We start from the raw sequence: 24,831 nt of genomic DNA, 5'->3' as shown, positions 1-24,831 counted from the left end.
ACTTACGCGGCTCCCTGGCTGTTCGACTGCGAGGGATCGACGCCGACCACGATGGTCGTGTCGTTCTCATAGTGGTGCGGCGGCACCAGCAGGTTGATGGGTGCGGGCACGCCCTGGAACACGCGGCCGGACATGTCGAACTTGGACTTGTGGCACGGGCAGAAGTAACCGCCCTTCCAGTCCGGATCGAACGGCTCGGGGCGGATTTCCGCCTTCATCTCCGGCGAGCAGCCCAGGTGGGTGCACAGCCCGACCAGTACCGAGACCTCCGGCTTGATCGAGCGGTACTCCGGGTTGCCTTCAAGCACGTACTCGGGCTGCTGGTCCTTGTTGGTCGACAGCGGGTCGCGCAGCCGGTCATCCAGGGTCGGCAGCGCCTGCAGCACTTGCTCGGTGCGGCGCACGATCCAGATCGGCTGGCCGCGCCATTCCAGCATCAGGCGCTGGCCGGCTTCGAGCGTACTGATGTCGGCGGTCACCGGCGCGCCGGCCAGCTTGGCGCGCTCGCTCGGGTTCCACGACTTGATGAAGGGCACCGCCACGAAGCCGGCACCGATCGCGCCGACCACGGCGGTGGTCGCGGTCAGGAAGCGGCGGCGGCCGTGGTTGACGGGCTCGCCACCAGACTCCCTGGCAGCCTCGTGATGAGGATCGTTGACCCCTTGGTTTGCCATCCGGCGCTCCGCTAAAGCTTGAATATCAAAGTTTCACCGCACCGACCGGCGCCACTGGCGTCGGCTGGCGGCTCAAAGACGGGGAAGTGTAACGGAACGGTTAACGACCCGACAATCCGGCCGTTCCTCCGCCGGCAGCGCAGGGCCCACCCCACGGCACCCGGGGCAGCTACTTCGCCGCCCGATAGCGCTCCGCCAGAACGCCCACGCGCTGCACGTAGCGCTGGGTCTCGCTGAAGGGCGGCACGCCGTTGTACTTGTCCACGTTGCCCTCGCCGGCGTTGTAGCCGGCCGCGGCGAAGGTCAGGTTGCCGTCGAAGCGCTTCAGCAGCCAGGCGAGGTACTCGACCCCGCCCTGGATGTTCTGGCCCGCGTCGAAGGCGTTGCTGACCCCGAACCGGCGGGCGGTCGCCGGCATCAGCTGCATCAGCCCCTGCGCGCCGACCCGGGACAGGGCATTGGGATTGAAGGCGGATTCGGCATGGATGATCGCCCGCACGATGGCCTCCTCGACGCCGTACTTCGCGGCAGCGGCGGCGATCTCGTCGCGGTAGGCGTCGGTGTTGAGGCGGACGTTGCCGAAATTGACGCCGGGCTTGGCGGCGCAGGCGTAGCAGGTCTCGAGGAAGCTGTACTTGATCGTCCGGACCGCGCTGGCGCGGGCGACGCCCCTCGGCCGTTCGCTGGTGTAGTGGCGGACGCCGTCCTTGATGTAGGAATAGACTTGGCCCTGGACCCGTCGCGAACCCGCGGTTCCCGGCTTGACCGCGCTGACCGGGGCGGCATTCGTAAGGGTGGTGGACGGCCCGCCGCTGACCGCGGCCGGCGAACCTTCGGTGGCGTTGGCCGGGGTCGCACTGCCGACCGATGCATCCGGCACGCTGGGCGTGCTCGGCGCGCTGACCCTTGCGACGCCGGACGACCTGCTGGCGGTATAGCTGCTGATCGCGCTGCACTTGGCACCCGGGACGCGCTTGCTGACGTAGCTGCGCACACCGTCGGGACTGTCGCAGCGGTACACGGTGCCGGCCACCACGGGCGTGGCGACCAGCAGGCATGCAACTGCGAATAACGCGATGCCCCCCCTCATGTGCGCGAGTCTCCCCTTTCGTGCCGGCAATGCCAAGTCATTGATTCCAGAAACGCGACCCAGGCCCCGTCACGGCCGCGGCAGCCGCTAGACTAACCCGCTCCTGCCCTCTTCGGGCGCGCCTGCCCCTCTCCGGCGCGGATTAACCGCCGCTCCTCCCGGAACCGACCATGAACGACACCCTTGCCCCGCCCCGCGGAAAACTGTTCATCCAGACCCACGGCTGCCAGATGAACGAGTATGACTCGGCCAAGATGGCCGACGTGCTGGCCGCCAGTGACGGGTTGGAACTGACCACGACCGCCGAAGAAGCCGACGTTATCCTGGTCAATACCTGCTCGATCCGCGAAAAAGCGCAGGAGAAGGTGTTCAGCCAGCTGGGACGCTGGAAGTCGCTGAAGAATGGCGACCGGCCGGTGCTGATCGGCGTCGGCGGCTGCGTTGCCAGCCAGGAGGGCTCGGCGATCGTCAAGCGCGCGCCCTACGTCGACCTGGTATTTGGTCCGCAGACCCTGCACCGGCTGCCGGAGCTGATCCGCGAGCGCCGCGAGAGCGGCCGGCCGCAGGTCGACATCAGCTTCCCCGAGATCGAGAAGTTCGACCGCCTGCCCGAGCCGCGCGCCGAGGGGCCGAGCGCTTTCGTCTCGATCATGGAGGGCTGCAGCAAGTACTGCTCGTTCTGCGTGGTGCCCTATACCCGCGGCGAGGAAGTCAGTCGGCCGTTCGAGGACGTACTGGTCGAGGTCGCGCAACTGGCGGCGCAGGGCGTGCGCGAGGTCAACCTGCTGGGGCAGAACGTCAACGCCTACCGCGGGCCCTTTGGCGAGTCGGACGTCGCCGACCTCGGCCTGCTGATCCGCACCATCGCCGAGATCGACGGCATCGACCGCATCCGCTTCACCACCTCGCACCCGCTGGAGTTCTCCGACTCGCTGGTGGAGGCCTACCGCGACGTGCCGCAACTGGCCGATTACCTGCACCTGCCGGTGCAGTCCGGCTCCGACCGCGTGCTCAGCGCGATGAAGCGCGGCTACACCGCGCTGGAGTTCAAGCAGAAGATCCGCAAGCTGCGCGCGGTGCGGCCGGATATCTCGATCTCGTCGGACTTCATCGTCGGGTTCCCCGGCGAGAGCGACGCGGATTTCGAGAAGACCATGAAATTGATCGAGGACGTGGGTTTCGACCAGTCGTTCTCGTTCATCTACTCGCGCCGCCCGGGCACGCCGGCCGCGGACCTGGAGGATGCCACCAGCGACACCGACAAGCACGCGCGGCTGTCGCGGCTGCAGGCGGCGATCAACGACAACGCCGCCCGGATCAGCGCGGCGATGGTCGGCAGCGTGCAGCGGGTGCTGGTGGAGCGGCCGTCGAAGCGCGACGCCAATGAACTGACCGGCAAGACCGAGAACATGCGCTCGGTGAACTTCGCCGGGCATCCGCGGTTGATCGGGCAGTTCGTCGACGTGGTGATCACCGAGGCGATGAGCAACTCGCTGCGTGGGCGGGTGGTGGAAGTCGACGCCTGATGCTGTGGTAGGAGCGGCTTTAGCCGCGATCGGAAGTCGGTGCGTTCGAACGATTCCGGATCGCGGCTAAAGCCGCTCCTACAAAAGCCCGTTACCCGTGTGTTTACCGCGGTCGGCGAAGCTCTTCAATCCAGTCGCTTGCGGAACCGCGAGATCGCCAAGGTCATCATCACCGCGGTGAAGCCCACCAGCGCCAGCACGTCCGGCCACAGTTCCCAAAGGCTCGCCCCGCGCAGCATCACGCCGCGGATCAGGCGCAGGAAATGCGTCAACGGCAGCACCTCGGACAGCCACTGCACCACCGTCGGCATGCCGGCGAACGGGAACATGAAGCCCGACAGCAGGATCGATGGCAGGAACACGAAGAAGGTCATCTGCATCGCCTGGAACTGCGTCTGCGCCCGGGTCGAGATCAGCAGGCCGAGGGTCAGGTTGGCGAGGATCAACAGCACCGAGGCGAGGTAGACGTCGAGCAGGCTGCCATGCACCGGCACCCGGAACAGCCACATGCCCAGCGCCAGCACCACGGTGGTCTGGACCAGGCCGATCACCGCGTACGGCAGCACCTTGCCGACCATCAGTTCGCTGCGGCTCAGCGGGGTCGCGATCAGCAGTTCCATGTTGCCGCGCTCGCGCTCGCGCACGATGGCGACGCCGGTGAACAACACCATCGTCATGGTCAGGATCACCCCGATCAGGCCGGGCACGATGTTGACCGCGGACCGGCGCTCGGGGTTGTAGAAGCTGACCACGTTGATGGGTGCCCGGGCAGCCGGGCCGGTTGATGGCGGGTTGGCGGACGCTCCCCCGATCGGCATCTGCGCCAACTGGATCGCCGCGGCCTGCACCACCGTGTCGCTGCCATCGACCAGCACCTGCACCGCTTCGCGACCATCGATCCGGCGCCGCTCGAAATCGGCGGGGATCACCACGCCGACACTGATCTCGCCTCGGCGAAGCATTTCCATCAACTGTCGTGGCGTGCGCGCCTCGGCGACCGGTTCGATCACCCCGGTCGCCAGCATGTCCATCACCAGCGCGCGCGAGCCGGCGGTACCGGCCTGGTCGGCGATCGCGGCGTCGAGGCCGCGCAGGTTGAGGTTGATCGCGTAGCCGAACAGCACCAGTTGCATCACCGGGATGCCGATGATCATCGCCAGGGTGATGCGGTCGCGGCGCATCTGCCGCATTTCCTTCAACACGATCGCCCAGAGCCGGCGCCAGTTCACGCGGCGCGCTCCGACGACGCAACCGGTTTTCCGTTGCCGCGGGTGGCGGCGACGAACACGTCCTCGAGGTTTGGCGGCACCGCGGCCACCTCCGCTTCCAGCTTCGCACCGGCCAGGGCGTCGCGCACGCGGTGTTCGATGTCACCGTCGCGCGTGGCCAGCACCCGCAGGCTGTTGCCGATCTGGGCGACGCTGAGGATCTCCGGCACGTCGACCAGCGCCGCATGGGCCTGGCGCGGCCGCACGGCGCGGACCTCGACCGTGCGGCCCTGCAACTCGCCGGTGAGTTCATCGGGCGTGCCGTCGGCGACCCGCGCGCCCTGGTCGAGGATCAGCAGCCGGTGGCAGCGTTCGGCCTCGTCCATGTAGTGGGTCGAGACCAGCAGCGTGGTGCCGGCGTCGGCCAGCTCGAAGAGCTTCTCCCAGAAATCGCGGCGCGACTCCGGGTCGACCGCGCTGGTGGGTTCATCGAGGAACAGCAACTCGGGCCCGTGGACCACCGCGCCGGCGAGCGCGAGACGCTGTTTCTGGCCGCCGCTCATGGTGCCGGCCAGTTGCTTCTGGCGATCGCCGAACTGGTACTGCCCGATCAGCTCGTCGATGCGTGCGGCGGTCTTCGCCTTCGGCACGCCCTGCACGGCCGCGAGGAATTCGAGGTTCTCGCGCACGCTGAGGTCGGCGAACAGCGAGAACTTCTGGGTCATGTAGCCGATCCGGCGACGCACCTGCTCGGCCTGCTCGGGCACCTTCAATCCCAGCACCTCGATGTCGCCTGCCGTCGGTGTCAACAGCCCGCAGAGCATGCGGATGGTGGTCGACTTGCCGGATCCGTTGGGACCCAGGAAGCCGTAGACGCAGGCCTTGGGCACGGTCAGGTCGACATCGTCGACCGCGACCAGGTCTCCGAAGCGCTTGGTCAACCCACGGGCCTGGATCACGGGCGCGGCCGTGTCCATCAGGGCGCGTCGAACTCGACCCGCACCGGCAGGCCCGCCGGCAATCCGCGGGCGTCCTGGCCGGTCAGTTCGATCTCGGCGAGGTAACTCAGGCGCGCGGCGTCCTCGCCGATCAGCGCGTAGTACGGGGTGAAGCTGGGCTCGCCGCGGATCATGCGGACGCGGCCCTCCAGCGGTTGCCCGCGACCGTCGATGAGCACCCGCACCGCATCGCCGACCTCGACGCGGGCGCGGATCGGCTCCGGCACGTAGACTCGGGCATGCGGTGCGTCGCCGACCAGCAGGATTGCCAATGGCGCGCCGACCGGCGCCTGGTCGCCCAGTTCATACGGCAGCGCGTCGACGCGACCGGCGCGCGGTGCGACTACTTCGAGCTTGTCCAGCACGGCTTCCTGCGCTGCCGCCTGCGCCTGCGCCGCGCGCAATGCCGCCTCACCCTGCTCGACCTGCTCGGCCCGGGTGCCATGCTCGAGCTCATCCAGCGCGGCCTGCGCGGCGCGGACCTGCGCGCCGGCGTCGGCGGCCACGGCGCGGGCGCGGTCGACATCGGCGGCGGCCACCAGCTGGCGTTCGCCCAAAGGCCGCAGGCGCGCGTAATAGGCACTGGCTTCGCGCGCCTGCGCCTGCACCGCCGCCAGTCGTGCGCGCGCCTGGGCGATGGCCTCCTCGCGCGGGCCGGCCTCCAGTTCTTCCAGCGCGCTCCGCCGTCCCTCGGCCTGCGCCTGCAGCGCGCGGGTGCTCGCGCCGACACCGTCGTCGTCCAGCCGCAACAGCAACTGCCCGGCCTCGACGCGCTCGCCTTCGCGCACTTCGATCGCAACGATGCGCTCGGCCGCCGGTGCCGGCAGTGCGATGCGCTCGTACTCCAGCGTGCCCAGTGCCTGCGGTGCGTCCGCAGCGCACGCGCAGAGGCTGGCGACGAGCAGGACGCACAACCGATGTCGCAACGATCCCATCCTCATCAGCCGCACTCCAGCCCACGATCGAGCAACACCAGCGTGTGTCGCCGCAACGCTTCGTAATCGAGATCGTCGGCATCGAACATGCGGCGCCAGATCGGTGCGCCGGCTGCCGGGAACAGGGTCAGGCCAATCAGCGACACCATCAGCAGGCGCGGGTCGAGGTCGGGATTGAGCCGGCCCTGCGCCTGTGCATCCGCGAACTTGCCGACCATCATCCGGGGCAATTGCGGCGCGAGCCGGGTCACCAGCAGGTCGCGCAACGCGCCGCCTTCGCATAGCACCTCGCGCACCCACAGCGAAGGCAGCCACGGATGCTCGCCGACAATGCGGCCGATGCCCAGGACAAAGCCGGCGACCAGGCCAGCCGTGTCATCGCCATGCGCCAGCAGCGGTTCCCGCAGTTGCGTGAACACCGGCAGCACGCGTTCATCGATCACGGCCTGCTGCAACCGGGCGCGGTCGCCGAAATAGTAGTGCAACAACGCCGGGTTGACGCCGGCTTCGGTCGCGATCGTACGCAACGGCGTGGCTGCGATGCCGTGGCGGGAGAAGCAGGCGAGCGCGGCATCGAGCAGGCGTTCGCGCAGGTCCTCTTCGGCCGCCGCGGGTCGGCCGGGTGCTCGCACACGCGCCTTGGCGGTACGCGCCTTGCCGGAGGCTGCAGCGGCGGGCTTGGCTGAACGGCTCATGCGTCAATATTAATTTGTTGATTAATTAAAATACAACCCTGATGTCAAGGCGTGTCCGCTTCCTCGGTACGACCCGGTCCGCAGGGTTGGATTACGCTCGTTCCACGCCCCGACTGGAAGCCCGCAATGCCATCACCGCCCGACACCCTGCTCCGCCGCTGCGCGCTGGGCCTGTGGTTCTGCGCGATCGCGGCGCTCGGGCTGCTGCAGTTCCACGCGCGCGCGTTCGAGGACGGGCGGTTCGAACCGAACGCGATTGCCTGGACCTGGCTGGGCGGCAGCGTCGTGCTGGGCGGATTGGGGCTGGTGTTGCTGGTGCGGGCACTGCGCCGCTGACACCCCCGGCGGTTACGGGCGCCGGTAAACCGCCTCGCCGTCGACATAGGTGGCCAGCACGTCGAGGTCGTCCAGTTGCGAGGGGTCGATCGCCAGCGGATCCTGCGCGAGCAGCACGAAGTCGGCGCGCTTGCCGACCGCCAGGCTGCCAACGCGGTCCTCGGCGAACCCGGCATAGGCGGCATCGGTGGTGAAACCGCGCAAGGCCTCCCATGCGGTGAGCTTTTCCTGCGACAGCCAGCCGCCCGCCGGCGCACCCTTGGCGTCGGTGCGGGTGGCGGCGGCGTACAGCCCCAATCGCGGATCGACCGACTCGACCGGGAAGTCCGAACCCAGCGCCAACCGCGCGCCGGCATCACGCAACTTGCGCCAGGCGTAGGCCCACTGGATGCGTTGCGAACCGATGCGATCGGCGGCCCACGGCATGTCGGAGGTCGCGTGGGTCGGCTGCATCGAGGCGATCACGCCGAGTGCGGCGAACCGCGGGATGTCGGCCTCGGTCAGGATCTGCGCATGCTCGATGCGCCAGCGGTGGTCGGTGTCGGCATCGTCGCCGAGCACCTGTTCGTAGGCGTCGAGCACGACGCGGTTGCCGCGGTCGCCGATGGCATGGGTCGCGACCTGTACGCCACAATCCTTCGCGCGCGCGGCGGCATCGACCATCTGTTCCGGCGACATCATCAGCAGGCCGTGGTTGCCGGCGTCGTCGCTGTAGTCCTCGATCAAGGCCGCGCCGCGGCTGCCGAGCGCGCCATCGATATACAGCTTGACCGCGCGCATCTGCAGGCGGCCGCCCGGATGTTCGTAGAGGCCGTTCTCGCACAACCATGCCAGTGCCTCGCCGTCGCCATCCGCCATCGCGTGGACGCGCAGCGGCATTTCGCCGCGGTCGGCCAGCGCCTGGTAGGCGCGCAGTTGCTGCAGTGAAACGCCGGCATCGTGCACGCCGGTCAGGCCGTGTTCGACCGCCATCCGCATGCCCAGCGCGAGCACGTGTTCGTTGGCGGCCGCATCCATCGGCGGCACCGCCGAATCCAGCAACGACATGGCTCCGTCGACGAAGATGCCGGTCGCCTCGCCCTGCGCATCGCGCCCGATGCGGCCGCCATCGGGCTGCCAGTCGCCCTGCCCGCCATTGGCGCTCAGGTCGCGCTCGATGGCCGCCATCGCAGCGCTGTTGGCCCAACCGGCGTGGCCATCGATGCGCGACAGCCAGACCGGGCGGTCGGGGAACGCGGCGTCGAGATCGGCGGCGGTCGGGAACTCACGCTCCGGCCAGTCGTTCTGGTCCCAGCCGCCGCCCAGCAACCAGGCTCCGTCCGACAGGTCGGCGGCGAACGTGCGCAGTCGCTGCAGCACCTCCTCCTTGTTGGCGGCGCCGACCAGGTCCGCCTGCATCTGCGTGGTGCCGAGGCCGGCGACATGGCCGTGGGCGTCGATCAACCCCGGGACGACGGTGGCATTGCCGGCATCGATGCGCTTGGCATCGGGATAGCGCTGCAACAGTTCATCGGCGCCGCCCAGCGCGAGGATCTCGCCGGCGTCATCGAATGCCATCGCCTGTACGCGCGGCTGCTGCGCATCCATGGTGCGGATGCCCTGCGCGGTCAGCACGGTGACCTCGGCGGCGAACGCCGGGGTTGCAACCAGCATCGCCGTCGACCAGCAACACGCGAGCAGGAAACGGATGGCAATAGTCGACCGCATGTGCATGACCTCGAATCCGGGAATCGGTCGACTTTGCGAAAATGTCCGGCCAAGCGCAAGCTGGCGTCCCGGCCCGGCACCGCAGCCTGGCACCCAGCAACGACCGCGACCGATGCCCCCACGCACCGCTTCCGAATTCACCCTGGACCCGCCCGACGCCGAACGACTGGCCAACCTGTCCGGTCCATTCGACGGCCACCTGCGCATGATCGAGTTGCGCATGGGCGTGGAAATAGCCAACCGCGGCAACGTGTTCCGGGTGTCCGGTCCACCGCCGATGATCGGGAAAGCCGAGAAGCTGTTGCGCGCGTTGTGGCAACAAACAGCGACCGAAGCGCTCGACGAACCGGCCATCCACCTTGCCCTTTCGGAAGCCGGTGCGGACCAGCTGGTCAACGACGACATCGAACCGCAGGAAGTCACCATCCGGGTCAAGCGCGGCACCATCCGCGGCCGCGGTGCCAACCAGGCGAAATACCTGCACGCGATCGCCACCCACGACATCAACTTCGGCATCGGCCCGGCCGGCACCGGCAAGACCTTCCTCGCGGTCGCCAGCGCGGTCGAGGCGCTCAACGAGTCGCGCGTGCAGCGGCTGGTGCTGGTGCGTCCGGCGGTCGAGGCCGGCGAGAAACTCGGCTTCCTGCCCGGCGACCTGACCCAGAAGGTCGACCCCTACCTGCGCCCGCTGTACGACGCGCTTTACGAGATGCTCGGGGTCGAGAAGGTGGTCAAGCTGCTGGAACGAAACGTCATCGAGATCGCCCCGCTGGCCTACATGCGCGGACGCACGCTTAACGATGCCTATGTGATCCTCGACGAAGCGCAGAACACCTCGATCGAGCAGATGAAGATGTTCCTGACCCGCATCGGTTATGGCAGCACCGCGGTGGTGACCGGCGACCTCACCCAGATCGACCTGCCCAAGCACCAGAAGTCGGGACTGCGCGATGCACTCGACGTGCTGCGCGACGTCAACGGCATCTCGTTCACGTTCTTCGAGTCACGCGACGTGGTGCGGCACCCGCTGGTCGCACGCATCGTCAATGCCTACGACGCACGCGACGCCCAGGATGCACAGACCGGCCCCGCCGGCTGAGCCGGCTGCCCAGGAATACCACCATGACCCACGGCCCGACCGTCCTCGATGTCTCCGTCAGCTATGGCCTGCCGCGCACGGGAATCCCGTCGGCAACGAGTTTCCGCCGCTGGGTCGCCGCCGCGCTGGACGGCCGGATCCGCCAGGCCGACCTCGCCATCCGGCTGGTCGACAACAAGGAAGGTCGTGCGCTCAACCGCCATTACCGGGGCAAGGACCACGCCACCAACGTGCTCAGCTTCCCTGCCGACCTGCCCGAAGGGGTCAAGTTGCCGTTGCTAGGCGACCTGGTCATCTGCGTCCCGGTGGTGGCCCGCGAGGCCCGTGAACAGGGCAAGCGGCTCAACGACCACTACGCCCACCTGACCGTCCACGGCGCCCTGCACCTGCTCGGCTGGGACCACGAGGACGAGCGCGAGGCCGAATGCATGGAGCAGCTGGAACGCGAGATCCTGGCCACGCTCGGCATCGCCGACCCCTACCTCGCGCTCGACTGAGCCGGCAACGGCGCCACGTCGATGCGCTAGACTCGCCCCGACGCTCATCCCCCGGGCGTACCCATGAATGATTCGATGTCCGAGGACGACAGTAGTACCCATCCGAATTCCGCGTCGATCGACGCGCCCGAACGGCACGACAAGCGCCGTTCCTGGCTCGACCGGATCAGCTCGGCGCTGTCCGGCGAACCGACCACCCGCGAGGACCTGGTCGAGTTGCTGCGCGATGCGCAGGCTGACGGGCTGATCGCGGCCGACACCCTCACCATGATGGAAGGCGCGATCGCAGTCTCCGACCTGGTGGTCGGCGACGTGATGATCCCGCGCTCGCAGATGGTCGTGCTGCCGGCCGATGCCCCTTTTCTGGAGCTGATGAAGCTGGTGGTCGAGTCCGGCCATTCACGCTTCCCGGTGCATGGCGACGACAAGGACGACATCCTCGGCATCCTGCTGGCCAAGGACCTGCTGCGCGGCGTCGTTGCCGACAACGGCCCCGCCAGCGTGCATGCATTGCTGCGGCCGGCAGTGCTGATCCCCGAATCCAAGCGGCTCGACATCCTGCTGCGCGAGTTCCGCCAGTCGCGCAACCACATGGCGATCGTGATCGACGAACACGGCGGCGTCGCCGGCCTGCTGACCATCGAGGACGTGCTGGAGCAGATCGTCGGCGAGATCGACGACGAGCACGACGATGCGCAGGACCCCAACGCGTTGATCGCCGCGCAGGCCGACGGCCAGTTCGTGGTCGATGCGCTGACCCCGATCGAGGACTTCAACGAACGCTTCGGCGCCGGCTTCGACGAGGACGAGTACGACACCATCGGCGGCCTGGTCATCGCCGCGATCGGCCACCTGCCCGAGGCTGGCGAGGAACTGACCCTGGACCACTTCGTATTCCGTGTCTCGGGCGCCGACGCGCGACGGGTGCATGCCTTCCACGTGAGCGTGCTGGGTGACGGCTGACATCGCGCGCCGACGCGCGCGCGTGATGCGATGGTTGCTGCTGGCGCTGTTGTCGCTGGGCACGAGCGTCGCCTTCGCCGCGCCACGGGTCGGCGTGGTCACGATGCAGCCGGGCGAGATCTTCTGGGAACGCTTCGGCCACAACGCACTGGTCGTGCTCGACCCCGACACCGGCAATGCGACGTCCTACAACTTCGGCTTCTTCGATCCCGCCGAACCGGATTTCATCGCGCGATTCGTCCGCGGCGACATGCGCTACCGGCTCGTCGCGCTGCCGTTCCAGCAGGACATGGCGATCTACCGTGACGAAGGCCGCGGCGTCAACGTGCAATGGCTCGACCTGGAGCCCGACGCCGCACGGGCACTGGCCGATGCGCTGGCCGAGAATGCGCGCCCGGAAAACGCGCATTACCGCTACGACTACTTCCTCGACAACTGCTCGACCCGGGTCCGCGACGCGATCGACCGAGCCGTTGGTGGCGCCCTGCGCAGTCAGATCGCAGGCCGCTCGCAAGGCGCGACCTATCGCAGCGAAGCCATGCGACTGGCCTCACCCGCGCCGTTGATGTGGCTCGGTTTCGACCTCGGTCTCGGCCCTAACGCCGACCGGCCGCTGTCGCGCTGGGACGAGGCATTTGTGCCGATGCGGCTGGCCGACTCGATGCGTGAAATAAAACTCGCCGACGGCCGGCCACTGGTCCGCGAGGAGTACGAAATCCTGCCGCATCGACTGGCACCGGAACCGGTCGGATCCGCCATGCATTGGGGGTGGTGGGCGCTGGCCGGGCTCGCAATCGGCACGGGCCTGCTGTGGCTGCATGGCCGCAAGCCGCGCGTGCTGGCGGCGCTCGCCATGACGGGCTGGTCGCTGGCCGGTGTGCTCGCCGCGCTGATGCTGTTCATATGGTTCGGCACCGCGCATCGCTTCGGCTGGGCCAACCACAACCTGCTGCTGTTCAACCCGCTGTGCTGGCTGTTGCTGCCGGGGGGCTGGCAACTGTTGCGCGGCAGAGTGCCCGGGGCATGGTTCCGCTGGTTGCTGCTGGTGGTGGCGGCGTGTCCGGTGGTGGCGCTGTTCGCCTACTGGCTGAGCGCACTGCCGCAACGCCACCTGCACTGGATCGTGCTGCTGCTGCCGTTGCACGCGGCGCTGGCATGGGCTTGGGGACGCAAGCCTGCGAAGGACCCGTAGGAGCGGCTTCAGCCGCGATCGAAAGGTGGCGCGGGCAATGACTCCAGATCGCGGCTGAAGCCGCTCCTACAAGGGCTTGCCCCGGTGCTTGCCGAGAGCAGGCATGGCCGGCACGATGCGGGGCATGGACGAACCCGACCTGCCCCGCTGCGTAGTCAACTGCGCGGCCTACGACCGCACCGGCGCCCGCCGTGACATCGAACTCGATGCCATCAGCGACGTGCTCGCGGTCGACGACGGCAGTTTCGTCTGGGTCGGGCTGTACGAGCCGGACGAGCACATCCTCGACAAGATGCAGGAGGAATTCGGCCTGCACGACCTCGCCATCGAGGACACGCGCAACGCGCACCAGCGGCCGAAAATCGAGACCTACGGCCAGTCGCTGTTCATCGCGATCCATACCGCGCAGGCGGTCGACAGCCACATCCGCTTCGGCGAGACCCACCTGTTCATTGGCCCGCGCTACCTGGTCACCGTGCGCCATGGCGCCTCCACCAGCTACGCACCCGCGCGTGCCCGGATGGAGCGCGAGCCCGAACTGCTGCAACACGGCCCCGGTGCGGCGCTGTACGCGGTGCTGGACCTGGTGGTCGACAACTTCCTGCCGATCGTCGACGAATTCACCACCGCGTTGAACGCGCTGGAGCAGGACATCTTCGCCGAGGACTTCCGCAAGCACACGGTGCAGAAGCTCTACGACCTCAAGCGCGAGCTGACCCGGTTGCGGATGGCGGTGGCGCCTATGCAGGACATCCTCGGCCACCTCGCCCGTACCCGCGGCGGCTTGATCGACGAGGAGATCCAGCTGTACTTCCGCGACGTCCACGACCACGCGGTGCGGATCAGCGACAGCACCGACACCCTCCGCGAGATGCTGACCGCCGCGGTGAGCGTCAACCTGGCGCTGGTGACGGTGCGACAGGGCGAGATCGTCAAGCGGCTCGGCGCATGGGCAGCCCTGCTGGCAGCACCGACGCTGGTCGCCAGCTGGTACGGGATGAATTTCGTGCATATGCCCGAGCTGGCCGGCCGCTGGAGTTACGCGGTGCTGATCGGCGTGGTCGCGGTGACCTGCGGGGTGCTCTATCGCATGTTCAAGCGGGCGCGCTGGCTGTAGACGCTGTTGTAGGCAATAGGGGCGAACGAACGACTCCGGATTGCGGCTGAAGCCCCTCCTACAAGGGCCGAAGGCTCAGGTTGCGATCGCCTGCAGCATCAAGCCGGTGATGTACGCGCAGTAGGTGCCCAGCGCATAGCCGAGCACGGCCAGCAACACCCCCACCGGTGCCAGCGCGGGATGGAAGGCACTGGCGACCACCGGCGCCGAGGCGGCACCACCGATGTTGGCCTGCGACCCGACCGCCAGGAAGAACAGTGGCGCCCGGATCAGCTTGGCCACGCCGAGCATCAGCGCTGCATGCACGCTGATCCAGATCACGCCGAGCAGCAGCAGCATCGGCCGGTCCACCACCGACTTGAGGTCCATCTGCATGCCGATGGTCGCGATCAGCACGTACAGCATGACCGAACCGACGTTGGACGCGCCCGCGCCCTCGAGCCTGCGCGCGCGGGTAAGGCTGAGCAGGACGCCGAAGGTGGTGGCGAACACCACGATCCAGAAGAACCGCGAATCCAGACTGTAGTCCTGCAGGTTCCACGCGGCCGGCAATGATTGCACCCAGGCCACCAGCGGACCGGCCAGCAGGTGCGACAGGCCGGTCAGGCCGATACCGGCGGCGAAGATCAGCATCAGGTCGCTCATCGAAGGCACGCGCTCATGCTCGGCCTGGTAGCTGGCCATCCGCTGCTGCAGGTTCTCGATCGCGGACGCGTCGGCGCCAGTCCAGCTGTCGAACGCCTTGGCCCGCGGCGCCAGGAACAGCAGGATCGCCATCCAGAAGTACGCGACGATCACGTCGACCGCGATGAACTGGCCGAACAGGTTGGCGTCGACCTCGAACACTTCCTTCATCGCCGCCTGGTTGGCGCCGCCGCCGATCCAGCTGCCGGCGATCGTGGTCATGCCGCGCCAGGTCTCCCCTCCCACCGTCGGCGGGTGGATGATGCCGATCGCCACCAGTGAAATCACCGCCCCGAGCATCACGCCGACGGTGCCGGTGAGGAACATGATCAGCGCCTTCGGCCCCAGCCTCACGATCGCGCCGAAATCCATCGCAACGCAGAACAGCACCAGCGCGCTGGGCAGCAGGTAATCGCGCGCCATCGGGTACAGGCCGGACCCGCTGCTGTCGATCAGGCCGACGGTGTTGAAGATCGCAGGCACCAGGTAGCACATCAGCAACGCCGGCACGTAGCTGTAGAACTTGTGCCAGAAGCCGGACGGACGCGACGCGGTCCAGAACACCGCGCCGAGGGTGACGGCGAGCAGCCCGAGGATGACGGCGTCGTTGGTGATCAGTGCGGTGGATGCGGCTGGGGTCATGCGTTGCTCCGAGGGTGGAGGTCGCGGCTGGAGCCGCGCCTGCAAGCGCCGGTCCCGCCCGTGGGCGGGACGCAAACGGTCAAGCTACTGGCCGAGGTGCTGCTCGAGCCAGCCGTTGACGGTGTCGTGCCACTGCACCGAGTTGTGCGGCTTGAGCACCCAGTGGTTCTCATCCGGGAAGTACAGGAACTTCGACTCGATGCCCTGCCGCTGCAGCGCGGTGAACGCGCCCAGGCCCTGGCTGACCGGGATGCGGAAATCCTGCTGGCCGTGCACCACCAGCATCGGCACGCGCCAGTCGGCGACGTGCCGGCTCGGGTTGAAGGCCTCGAAGTTCTCCGGCACCTCCCACGGGGTGCCGCCGTTCTCCCATTCGGTGAACCACAGCTCCTCGGTGACGAAGCCCATCATCCGGGTGTCGAACACGCCATCGTGGTTGACCAGGCACTTCCACGCACCCGACGACGGCGTGTGCCAGTTGCCGGCGATCCAGTTGACCATGTAGCCGCCATAGCTGGCGCCGAGTGCGCAGGCGTTGGCGCCGTCGAGGAACGCGTACTTGTCCTGCGCGGCCTTCCAGCCCTTCTGCAGGTCTTCCAGCGGGCGGTCGCCCCAGTGCTGGCTGATCGCATCGGTGAACGCCTGGCCGTAGCCGACCGAACCGTGGAAGTCGATCATCACCACCGCGTAGCCTTGCCCCGCGTAGGTCTGCGGATTCCAGCGGTAGCTCCAGCCGTTGCCGAAGCTGCCCTGCGGGCCGCCATGGATCAGGAACGCGACCGGGTACTGCTTACCTTCCTCGTAGTTCCAAGGTTTGACCACGTAGCCGTGCACGGTGTCGTTGTTCCAGCCCTTGAAGGTGAACTGTTCGAACTCGCCGAAACCGACTTCGGGCAGCATCTCCGACGCGCTCGGGGTGATCGCCCGCTCCGGCGCACCGTTGATGCCGCCGACGAAGACCTGGGCGCCACTGGCCATGCTGTTGCGGGTGAACGCGAGCGTGCCGTTCTGGAGCTGGACGGAACCGATGCTGCCGTCGCCGATGATCTGCGTGACGCCGCCGCTGTCGACGTGGACCGCGAACAGCGGGTGCTCGCCGGTGTCCTGCGCGGTCACGTACAGGGTTTCACCATCCTCGGATACCACGATGCTGTCGGCGGACCGGTCCCATGCCGGCGCAATCGCGCGGTGCTTGCCGGTAGCGAGATCAAGCTCCATCAACTGCAGGCGGTCGGCCTCGAACCCCGGTCGCTGCATCGCGCGGTAGTAGAGCGTGTTGCCATCGGCACCGAACACCGCACCTGTGTCCCAGGCCAGGTTGCCGGCGGTGAGGTTCTTCGCTGCACCGGTGCCGTCGGCACTGACCTGGTAGAGGTCGAAATTGGTCGACCACGGCTCGCCGTGATCGGCCTTGCGCGCGCTCAGCACCAGCGACTTGCCATCCGGTGCCCAGGCGTACTCGCTGCTGTCGCCGAAGGGTTTCGATGGCACGTCGCCGATCACGTCGGGTGCGATGGCGACCGCGGTGGTGACGGCGGCGTCGCCGGCCGGCATTTCGGCGACGAACACACGGTTGAGCCGACCATCGCTCCAGGCGTCCCAGTGGCGCACGAACATGCGGTCGTACACCACGCCGGTCGCGGGGTCTTTCTCGAGTGCGTCGAACCGGTCCTTGCTGCAGGCCAGGTCGCTGCCGCAATCGAGGAACGCCTCGACGTTGAATGCGATGCGCCGGCCATCGGGCGACAACTGGTAGCCGCCAACATCCAGCGCGAAGTCGGTCAGCTGGCGCGGCGCGCCACCTTCGGCCGGGATCGCGTAGAGCTGCGAACTGCCGGACTTGCCGCTGAGGAAGTAGACCGTCCCGCCATCGGGCGAGAACGCAGGCGAATTGACGTTCCAGCCTTCCGGGGTCAGGCGCACGGGCGGCGCGGCGTCACGCGCGAGCAGGTTCTCGATCCACAGCGAACTCGACGCCTTGTTGGCGTCGTAATCGACCACGCGCCTGGCCAACACCAGCCGGTGGCCATCCGGGGACAGGGTCGGCGAGGAGTAGCGGTCCAGCGTCGCCAGGTCCATCGGCTGCAGGCCACGGGTGGCCGCAACGGCCGGGGCACCCACGGCAGGCAGGGCGAGCGCGACCAGCATCGGCAGGACGGCGTGGCGCAGATTCATGACAGTTCCCCAGGGACGGACGAAAGCCCGATGGTATGCGGGCGGGCGGGCCGGGGCAAAGTCGGGATCGGTCCATTCCGCCGCCGGGACGCCGGGCCGCCCGCCGCTATACTCGCCCGGCCGCGGTAACTGTCACCCCCGCCACTGCCCCGGTCATTCGTCCAGCCCAGTCCGGGAGTCCGATGTGAGCACAGTTGCACCTGCCGTTCCGAATACCGATGAGTTCCTCGGCCACCCCAAGGGCCTGTTCGTCTGCTTCTTCACCGAGATGTGGGAGCGCTTCTCGTTCTACGGGATGAAGGCGCTGCTTCTGTTGTACATCCTCAAGTACCACCTGTTCGGCGACGACGCCGGCTACGACCTGCTGGGCGCCTACGGCGGACTGGTCTACGCGGTGCCGGTGATCGGCGGACTGCTGGCCGACCGCTACCTGGGCATGCGCAAGGCGGTGGTGCTGGGCGGCGTGTTGCTGGTACTCGGCCATCTCGGCATGGCCTACGAAGGCGAGGCGGCGCGCGTGGTCGGCGACACCATCGTGCGCGACGAGGGTGCGCTGCAGGTGTTCTACCTGTCGCTGGCGCTGATCATCATGGGCGTGGGCTTCCTGAAGCCCAACATCTCGACGATCGTCGGCCGGCTCTATCCGGAGAACGATCCGCGTCGCGATTCCGGTTTCACCCTGTTCTATGCCGGCATCAACGTCGGCGCGCTGTTCGCCTCGCTGATCTGCGCATTCCTCGGCGAAACCTACGGCTGGAAGTACGGCTTCGGCGCGGCGGGTATCGGCATGGTTGCCGGGCTGGTGATGTTCCTGTGGGGCCAGAAGTATCTGCACGGCCACGCCGAACCCAACGATCCGGCCAGGCTGGTCGAGCGCGTTGCCGGCCTGTCGCGCGAGTGGTGGATCTACCTGGGCAGCTTCGCCGGCGTGGTGGTGGTGTGGCAGCTGATCCAGCGCACCTGGACCGTGCACGGCGCAATGCATGTCATCGCCATCGCGCTGGCGGCATGGTTCGTCTGGTTCCTGTGGAAGCATTGCGACAGGGTCCAGCGCCAGCAGATGGTGACGCTGGTGTTCCTGATCTTCGGCGTGCTGATCTTCTTCGCGATGTACGAGCAGACCTATGGCTCGTGGGTCACCTTCACCGACCGGTTGTTGACCAAGGACCTGTTCCCGATGTCACCCGCCGGGTACGTGGCGGCACTGCCATGGGCGACCTACTCGCTGGCCGCGAGCCCGCCGCTGATGATCGCCGCGCTGATGGCCAGCGATCGTGGCCGCGTTGGCCTTGCCAAGGGACTGGTGTTGCTGATGGTCGCCGGGTTGGCGGTGGCATTCACCCACGACGTGGTGATGGTGCCGCAGACCGCCGGCTCGCTGACCTTCATCGGCGCGTTTTTCATCGTGGTGCTGGCGCCGATCTTCTCGTGGCTGTGGCCGTGGCTGGAGAAGCGCGGCTTGAACCCCAGCAAGCCAGCCAAGATGGGCATCGGCCTGGTGTTCGCCGGACTGTCGTTCATCCCGTTGATGGTGGCGGCCGGTGAAGCGGGCGCGAGCGGCGCGATGGCCAGCGTCTGGTGGCTGGTGCTGGCCTATTTCGTGCTGGAGGTCGGCGAGATGTGCCTGTCGCCGATCGGCCTGTCGGCGGTGACGCAGCTGTCGGTGCCGCGGGTGGTCGGACTGATGATGGGTGCCTTCTGGCTCGGCACCGCCTACTCGGAAGTGCTGGCGGCGCAGTTCGGCAAGCTGGCGTCGCTCGACATCGTCGAGGGCGAGGCGATCGACATGGCGGTCGCGGCCGGCAAGTACGCGCACCTGTTCGAGATGATGCTGTGGCTCGGCATCGGGTCGGGCGTGGTGTTCTTCCTGGTTACCCCGATCGCACGGCGGTGGATGCACGGGGTGAAGTGAGTCGTGGATTGGCTGGCGCAAAAACGGCGCCCTGGGGCGCCGTTTTTGCATGGCCGCGACGGGTGGTCAGCGATCGAACGTGGTAGCCAGTGCTTCCCGCCAGTCCGGCAGTTGCAGGCGATACTCATTCGCCAGCCGGCCTGCGTCGAGTACCGACCAGGCCGGGCGCTCCGCACGGGTCGGGAATCCCGCGGCGCGGACCGGCTCGACCGACGGTCGTCGTTCGATGAGGCCGCGCGCATGTGCTTCTTCGAAGATTGCCTCGGCGAATCCGTGCCAGCTGGTCCGGCCGGTGCTGACGAGATGGCGCACCCCGGAGTGCACGATCCCCTGCCCCAGGACGGTGGCGGTGACGTCCGCGATCAACCAGGCGGGCGTCGGGCAGCCGATCTGATCGGCCACCACCCGTAGTTGTTCGCGCTCGCCGCCCAGTCGCAACATCGTGCGCAGGAAGTTGTTGCCACGCAGGCCGTAGACCCAGGCTGTACGAAGGATCAGGTGGCGCGCGCCGCCTTGCGCCACGGCGTGCTCCCCGGCCAGCTTGCTGCGACCGTAGACGCCCAGCGGCTCAGTCGGATCGGACTCGCGATAGGCGCGGCTGCCGGTGCCGTCGAACACGTAGTCGGTGGAGTAATGGACCAGGCTGGCGCCCAGCGCCGCGCAGGCGCGGGCGATCCGGCCGGGCACCTCGGCATTGATCGCGAATGCGAGGTCCGGCTCGTCTTCGGCGCGATCGACCGCTGTATATGCGGCGGCGTTGACGACGACGTCGGGGACAATGCGTTCGACCAATGCATCGACGGCACCTGGCCGGGCCAGGTCGAGAGCCTCGCAACTGCCGCCGTCCGGCAACGCGCCGTTGCGGGTAGCGACGGTGAGTTCGCCCAGCGGGGCCAGGCTGCGACGCAACTCGTGGCCGACCTGGCCGTTGCCACCGAGCAGCAGGATCTTCATCGCTTTACCCTACGGCACGAAAACAGGAAACCGGTCCTCTGCAATGTCTGCCAGCAACGAGGCCTTGGCATCCTTGCCCGACAGCACGGGATCGCTGACCGGCCAGTCGATGGCCAGGGACGGGTCGTCCCAGCGGATGCCGGTTTCCGCCTCAGGCGCGTACGTCGCCGTGCACAGGTAGGACACCACCGCCAGTTCGCTCAGCACCACGTAGCCATGGGCGAAGCCTTCAGGGATCCAGAGCTGCCGCCGGTTGGTCGCGCTGAGCACCACCGCGGTCCAGTGCGAAAACGTGGGCGAGCCCCTTCGGATGTCGACCGCGACATCCCATATCTCGCCCTCCTGCACCGAGAGATACTTGCCCTGGGGATGGGGCCATTGGAAATGCAGGCCGCGCAACACGCCACGATGGGACGACGAGACATTGCCCTGCACGAAATTTGGCTGCAGCCCCAGGGCCGCAAGCTTGTCGTGGTTGAAGGATTCATGGAAGGAGCCGCGGGCGTCCTCGAATACGCGCGGCTCGATCAACAGGCAGCCCGGCAGACCGGTTTCGATCACCTTCAACGCGGCGACTCCCGGTCGACCAACTGGCGCAGGTATTCGCCATATCCGTTCTTGCTCAGCGGTTCCGCCAGCTCCAACAGTTGCCGGGGACTGATCCAGCGATTGTTCAGCGCGATTTCCTCGGGACAGCAGACACGCAGCCCCTGGCGTGCCTCGATGGTCTGGATATAAGTGGAGGCTTCGATCAACGACTGGTGGGTGCCGGTGTCGAGCCATGCGTAGCCTCGTCCGAGCTGCTCGAGATGCAGCGAACCCTCATCGAGGTAACGCCGGTTCAGGTCGGTGATCTCGAGCTCACCGCGTGGGGACGGGGTCAGTTCGCTGGCGAACTCGCTGGCGCGCCCGTCGTAGAAGTAAAGGCCGGTCACTGCATAGCTGGACCTGGGCTTTTCCGGCTTTTCCTCGATGCCCACGACCTTGCCATCGCGATCGAACTCGGCGACGCCGTAGCGTTCCGGGTCCCTCACCCAGTAGCCGAAAACCGTGGCCCCGTGCTCGCGTTCGCCAGCGCGCTTCAGCATGCCGGTCAGGCCGGGACCATGGAAGATGTTGTCGCCGAGCACCAGGCAACTGGGCCGGCCATCCAGGAACTCACGGCCGATCAGGAACGCCTGCGCAAGCCCGTCCGGACTGGGCTGGACGGCATATTCGATATCCATGCCCCACTGCGAGCCATCCCCCAGCAGCTGCTTGAACAGGGCCTGCTCGTGCGGGGTGTTGATGATCAGCACTTCGCGGATGCCCGCCAGCATCAACACGCTGAGCGGGTAGTAGATCATCGGCTTGTCGTAGACCGGCAGCAGCTGCTTGCTGATGGCCTGGGTGATCGGATACAGGCGCGTGCCCGAGCCGCCGGCGAGGATGATGCCCTTGCGGCCCGCAGCGGTGGTCATGCCACGCCACCGATGCGCTCGAGGCGATAGCTGCCATCGAGCACGCGTTGCACCCATGGGGCATTGTCGAGATACCAGTCGACGGTCTTGGCCATGCCTTCATCGAAGGTCACCGCCGGTGACCAGCCGAGTTCATCGTGCAGTTTTGACGCATCGATCGCATAGCGGCGGTCGTGGCCTGGTCGATCCGTGACGTAGGTGACCAGCGATTCACGCGCGCTACCGCCAGGCAGTGGGCGGCGGTCGTCGAGCAGCCTGCAGATGGTCTCCACGACGGTGATGTTGGTGCGCTCGGCGTCGCCACCGACGTTGTAGGTCTCGCCGATTCGTCCGCCCTCGAGGACATGGCGGATCGCCGCGCAGTGATCGCCGACGTACAGCCAGTCGCGCACATTGAGGCCGTCTCCGTAGACAGGTAGCGGGTCGCCGGCCAACGCCTTGGCGATGACCAGCGGGATGAGCTTCTCGGGAAACTGGTAGGGCCCGTAGTTGTTCGAGCAGTTGGTGGTCAGTACCGGCAGGCCATAGGTGTGGTGGAAGGCACGCACCAGATGGTCGGACGCGGCCTTCGATGCCGAATACGGGGAATTGGGCGCGTACGGCGTGTCTTCGGTGAACCTGCCGGTGTCGCCCAGGCTGCCGTAGACCTCGTCGGTCGAGACGTGCAGGAAGCGGAAGGCATCACGCCCGGCCGCATCAAGCGACTTCCAGTAGTCGCGGACCTGCTCCAGCAGCGCCAGCGTACCGACCACGTTGGTCTGGACGAACGCGGCCGGGCCGTCGATCGAACGATCGACATGGCTTTCGGCGGCGAAGTTGATCACCGCATCGGGACGATGCTCGCGCAGCAGTTGCGCCACCAGTCCCGCATCGCCGATGTCGCCCTGTACGAAGACATGGGCGGGATCCCCGTCCAATACGGCCAGGGTGTCGAGATTCCCGGCGTAGGTCAGTACATCGAGATTGACCACCTTGACGCCATGCTTCACCGCATCAAGGACAAAATTACCGCCAATGAAACCGGCACCGCCAGTCACAAGCCAAGTGGACACTCGCTATCTCCAACGATGATTCGCACGAACCGGCGCCGCGCGGAGGATCGGACCGCCAAGGCAATCAGAACGGGATGTCGTCGTCCGCGAAATCGTCGCCGAAGTCGTTCGACTTGGCCGCCGGGGCCTCGCGACGGGGCGCTTCCTGTCGCGGCGCCGGACGCGAGGGACGATCGCCACCGCGGCTCGCACCACCGCCACCACGCTCACCGTCGCCGCCGCCCAGCATCTGCATCTCGTCGGCGATGATGTCGGTGGTGTAGTGCTTGATGCCGTCCTTCTCGTAGGACCCGTACTCGATCCGGCCTTCGATATAGACCTGGCGGCCCTTGCGCAGGTACTCGCCGGCGATTTCGCCGAGCTTTCCGAACAGTTTCACCCGATGCCACTCGGTCTTCTCGACCTGGTTGCCGTCGCGGTCCTTGCGGACGCTGGTGGTGGCCACGCTGAGGGTGGTGATGGCCATGCCGGCCTGGGTGTACTTGACGTCGGGATCGTTGCCGAGGTTGCCGACGAGAATGACTTTGTTGACGCCACGTGCCATGGAGATCGGTCCTGTATGGGTCGACGGGATCGCCGGGAAACGGCGAGAAGGCAGGCCAGTATACCCGTGGCCAACTTCCCTCCCGGTACGGAGAACACCGCGTCGCCAGGTCGGATTTCCGGCCATGGGGCGCAGGGGCGGCGGCGCGCACGGCCTATAATCGGGGCCCTTTTCCGCCTTCCCTCCCATGCACGCAAGCGCCAAGTCCCCCGCAGCCACGGGCCTGCCGGCCATCCAGTCCCTCGCCCGCCCCGACATGGCGGCCGTCGATGCGCTGATTCGCGAGCGATTGGCCTCCGACGTGGTACTGATCAACCAGGTCGCGGAATACATCATCGGTGCCGGCGGCAAGCGCTTGCGGCCGATGCTGCTGTTGCTGGCCAGCGGGGCGATCGGCCGGTCCGCCGGCAAGGCGGTCGGGAGCGATGCCCACCAGTTGGCGGCGGTGGTCGAATTCATCCACACCTCGACCCTGTTGCACGACGACGTGGTCGACGAATCCGACCTGCGCCGCGGACGCAAGACCGCCAACGCGGTCTGGGGCAACGCCGCCAGCGTGCTGGTCGGTGACTTCCTGTATTCGCGCAGCTTCCAGCTGATGGTCGAGCTGGAGAGCATGCCGGTGCAGAAGATCCTCGCCGACACCACCAACCGGATCGCCGAGGGCGAAGTGCTGCAACTGCTGCACGTGCGCAATCCCGACGTCGACGAGGCCGCCTACCTGCAAGTGATCGAGCGCAAGACCGCCGTGTTGTTCGCCGCGGCGACCCGGCTCGGCGCATTGCTCGCCGGCGCCAGCGAGGCGGTCCAGCAGCAGTTGCATGACTACGGCCTCAACCTGGGCTACGCGTTCCAGATCGCCGACGACGTGCTCGACTACGCCTCCGACGCCGACACCCTGGGCAAGAACCTCGGCGACGACCTCGCCGAAGGCAAGGCGACGCTGCCGTTGATCCACGCGATCCGGCATGCCGATGCGTCGACCGCGACAATGTTGCGCGGCGCGATCGAACACGGCGGCACCGATTCGATGCCCGGAGTGCTGGCGGCGATCCACGCCACCGGTGGGCTCGAGTACAGTCGCCAGCGCGCGCGGGATTACGCGCAACTGGCCGGACAGGCGCTGGACGGGCTGGGCGATGGCAACGAGTACATCGCCGCGTTGCGCGGCCTGATCGGCTACGCGATGAACCGGGACCACTGACCGGGGTTCGCTTCGGGGCTCGGGGTTTGGGGTCTCTTTCGGGTCTTTCGGGTCTTTGTAGGAGCGGTTTTAGCCGCGATCGGATGCCGGGTCGCGCGTACCGACTCCCGATCGCGGCTAAAGCCGCTCCTACACAAATGCCAGGCCGGGTCGGACTCCGGACTCCG

23 protein-coding genes are annotated in these 24,831 nt (G+C 67.3%); 9 read left to right on the top strand and 14 right to left on the bottom strand.

What is annotated here, in order from left to right:
• Positions 1-2: 2 nt before the first annotated feature.
• Together petA and ACT9F5_RS12005 are read right to left on the bottom strand one after the other, a co-directional pair.
• Positions 3-674: a ubiquinol-cytochrome c reductase iron-sulfur subunit gene (gene petA / locus ACT9F5_RS12010; protein WP_445120195.1), complete on the bottom strand. Its 672-nt coding sequence runs from the start codon at positions 672-674 to the stop codon at positions 3-5.
• A gap of 169 nt (positions 675-843) precedes the next feature.
• Positions 844-1,764, bottom strand: a complete 921-nt coding sequence (locus tag ACT9F5_RS12005) for a transglycosylase SLT domain-containing protein (protein WP_445120194.1) — start codon at positions 1,762-1,764, stop codon at positions 844-846.
• Between the two features lie 170 nt (positions 1,765-1,934).
• Between ACT9F5_RS12005 and miaB the strand changes: the two genes are divergently transcribed.
• Positions 1,935-3,290: a tRNA (N6-isopentenyl adenosine(37)-C2)-methylthiotransferase MiaB gene (miaB, locus tag ACT9F5_RS12000; protein ID WP_445120193.1), complete on the top strand. Its 1,356-nt coding sequence runs from the start codon at positions 1,935-1,937 to the stop codon at positions 3,288-3,290.
• Positions 3,291-3,415: 125 nt separating this feature from the next.
• Here the strand turns inward: miaB and ACT9F5_RS11995 are convergent, their stop codons facing one another.
• From ACT9F5_RS11995 to ACT9F5_RS11980, 4 genes are read right to left on the bottom strand one after another with little or no spacing between them, the layout of a single operon-like run.
• On the bottom strand, positions 3,416-4,519 hold the full coding sequence (locus tag ACT9F5_RS11995) for an ABC transporter permease (protein ID WP_445120192.1): 1,104 nt from the start codon (positions 4,517-4,519) through the stop codon (positions 3,416-3,418).
• Positions 4,516-5,454 carry an ATP-binding cassette domain-containing protein gene (locus tag ACT9F5_RS11990; RefSeq protein WP_445120401.1) on the bottom strand — a complete coding sequence of 313 codons (939 nt, stop codon included), beginning with the start codon at positions 5,452-5,454 and terminating at the stop codon, positions 4,516-4,518. Before ACT9F5_RS11990 ends, ACT9F5_RS11995 begins: the two co-directional genes overlap by 4 nt.
• A 20-nt stretch (positions 5,455-5,474) precedes the next feature.
• The gene (locus tag ACT9F5_RS11985) at positions 5,475-6,437 is read right to left on the bottom strand and encodes an HlyD family efflux transporter periplasmic adaptor subunit (RefSeq protein WP_445120191.1); all 963 of its coding nucleotides are present in this window, start codon (positions 6,435-6,437) and stop codon (positions 5,475-5,477) included.
• The gene (locus ACT9F5_RS11980) at positions 6,437-7,126 is read right to left on the bottom strand and encodes a TetR family transcriptional regulator (RefSeq protein ID WP_445120190.1); all 690 of its coding nucleotides are present in this window, start codon (positions 7,124-7,126) and stop codon (positions 6,437-6,439) included. The genes ACT9F5_RS11985 and ACT9F5_RS11980 overlap by 1 nt, the downstream gene beginning before the upstream one ends.
• A 126-nt stretch (positions 7,127-7,252) precedes the next feature.
• Between ACT9F5_RS11980 and ACT9F5_RS11975 the strand changes: the two genes are divergently transcribed.
• Positions 7,253-7,462 (top strand): hypothetical protein, encoded by a 210-nt coding sequence (locus ACT9F5_RS11975; protein WP_445120189.1) that lies wholly within the window; start codon positions 7,253-7,255, stop codon positions 7,460-7,462.
• Positions 7,463-7,474: 12 nt separating this feature from the next.
• Here the strand turns inward: ACT9F5_RS11975 and ACT9F5_RS11970 are convergent, their stop codons facing one another.
• Positions 7,475-9,175 (bottom strand): amidohydrolase family protein, encoded by a 1,701-nt coding sequence (locus ACT9F5_RS11970; protein ID WP_445120188.1) that lies wholly within the window; start codon positions 9,173-9,175, stop codon positions 7,475-7,477.
• A gap of 106 nt (positions 9,176-9,281) precedes the next feature.
• On the opposite strand from ACT9F5_RS11970, the gene ACT9F5_RS11965 reads away from it, so the two are divergent.
• The 5 genes from ACT9F5_RS11965 to corA all read left to right on the top strand — a co-directional run bounded on the left by ACT9F5_RS11965 (position 9,282) and on the right by corA (position 14,037).
• Positions 9,282-10,268 carry a PhoH family protein gene (locus ACT9F5_RS11965; RefSeq protein ID WP_445120187.1) on the top strand — a complete coding sequence of 329 codons (987 nt, stop codon included), beginning with the start codon at positions 9,282-9,284 and terminating at the stop codon, positions 10,266-10,268.
• A gap of 23 nt (positions 10,269-10,291) precedes the next feature.
• On the top strand, positions 10,292-10,765 hold the full coding sequence (gene ybeY, locus ACT9F5_RS11960) for an rRNA maturation RNase YbeY (RefSeq protein WP_445120186.1): 474 nt from the start codon (positions 10,292-10,294) through the stop codon (positions 10,763-10,765).
• Between the two features lie 75 nt (positions 10,766-10,840).
• Complete coding sequence (locus ACT9F5_RS11955; RefSeq protein ID WP_445120185.1) at positions 10,841-11,728, top strand: transporter associated domain-containing protein; 888 nt, start codon at positions 10,841-10,843, stop codon at positions 11,726-11,728.
• A 25-nt stretch (positions 11,729-11,753) separates the two neighbouring features.
• On the top strand, positions 11,754-12,920 hold the full coding sequence (locus tag ACT9F5_RS11950; RefSeq protein WP_445120184.1) for a lipoprotein N-acyltransferase Lnb domain-containing protein: 1,167 nt from the start codon (positions 11,754-11,756) through the stop codon (positions 12,918-12,920).
• A 115-nt stretch (positions 12,921-13,035) separates the two neighbouring features.
• A complete protein-coding gene (gene corA / locus ACT9F5_RS11945) occupies positions 13,036-14,037 on the top strand; it encodes a magnesium/cobalt transporter CorA (RefSeq protein ID WP_445120400.1) in 1,002 nt (333 codons plus the stop codon).
• A gap of 75 nt (positions 14,038-14,112) precedes the next feature.
• Here corA and ACT9F5_RS11940 read toward each other — a convergent pair whose 3' ends face one another.
• Positions 14,113-15,363: a DUF819 family protein gene (locus tag ACT9F5_RS11940; protein ID WP_445120183.1), complete on the bottom strand. Its 1,251-nt coding sequence runs from the start codon at positions 15,361-15,363 to the stop codon at positions 14,113-14,115.
• Positions 15,364-15,447: 84 nt separating this feature from the next.
• Positions 15,448-17,538, bottom strand: coding sequence for a prolyl oligopeptidase family serine peptidase (locus ACT9F5_RS11935; RefSeq protein WP_445120182.1), 2,091 nt, complete (start codon positions 17,536-17,538; stop codon positions 15,448-15,450).
• Between the two features lie 184 nt (positions 17,539-17,722).
• Here ACT9F5_RS11935 and ACT9F5_RS11930 point away from each other — a divergent pair, with 184 nt between their 5' ends.
• Complete coding sequence (locus ACT9F5_RS11930) at positions 17,723-19,450, top strand: oligopeptide:H+ symporter (protein ID WP_445120181.1); 1,728 nt, start codon at positions 17,723-17,725, stop codon at positions 19,448-19,450.
• A gap of 66 nt (positions 19,451-19,516) precedes the next feature.
• Here ACT9F5_RS11930 and rfbD read toward each other — a convergent pair whose 3' ends face one another.
• The 5 genes from rfbD to ssb all read right to left on the bottom strand — a co-directional run bounded on the left by rfbD (position 19,517) and on the right by ssb (position 23,460).
• The gene (gene rfbD / locus ACT9F5_RS11925; RefSeq protein ID WP_445120180.1) at positions 19,517-20,404 is read right to left on the bottom strand and encodes a dTDP-4-dehydrorhamnose reductase; all 888 of its coding nucleotides are present in this window, start codon (positions 20,402-20,404) and stop codon (positions 19,517-19,519) included.
• A gap of 9 nt (positions 20,405-20,413) precedes the next feature.
• Positions 20,414-20,971 carry a dTDP-4-dehydrorhamnose 3,5-epimerase gene (rfbC, locus tag ACT9F5_RS11920; RefSeq protein WP_445120179.1) on the bottom strand — a complete coding sequence of 186 codons (558 nt, stop codon included), beginning with the start codon at positions 20,969-20,971 and terminating at the stop codon, positions 20,414-20,416.
• The gene (rfbA, locus tag ACT9F5_RS11915) at positions 20,968-21,864 is read right to left on the bottom strand and encodes a glucose-1-phosphate thymidylyltransferase RfbA (RefSeq protein ID WP_445120178.1); all 897 of its coding nucleotides are present in this window, start codon (positions 21,862-21,864) and stop codon (positions 20,968-20,970) included. The genes rfbC and rfbA overlap by 4 nt, the downstream gene beginning before the upstream one ends.
• A complete protein-coding gene (gene rfbB / locus ACT9F5_RS11910; protein ID WP_445120177.1) occupies positions 21,861-22,916 on the bottom strand; it encodes a dTDP-glucose 4,6-dehydratase in 1,056 nt (351 codons plus the stop codon). The genes rfbA and rfbB overlap by 4 nt, the downstream gene beginning before the upstream one ends.
• 64 nt (positions 22,917-22,980) lie before the next feature.
• A complete protein-coding gene (gene ssb, locus ACT9F5_RS11905) occupies positions 22,981-23,460 on the bottom strand; it encodes a single-stranded DNA-binding protein (protein ID WP_445120176.1) in 480 nt (159 codons plus the stop codon).
• Positions 23,461-23,647: 187 nt separating this feature from the next.
• Here ssb and ACT9F5_RS11900 point away from each other — a divergent pair, with 187 nt between their 5' ends.
• The gene (locus tag ACT9F5_RS11900; RefSeq protein WP_445120175.1) at positions 23,648-24,664 is read left to right on the top strand and encodes a polyprenyl synthetase family protein; all 1,017 of its coding nucleotides are present in this window, start codon (positions 23,648-23,650) and stop codon (positions 24,662-24,664) included.
• Positions 24,665-24,831 lie beyond the last annotated feature (167 nt).

The sequence above is a fragment of the Lysobacter sp. F6437 genome (assembly GCF_052547215.1).
This window is presented reverse-complemented; position numbering and strand designations above follow the sequence as displayed.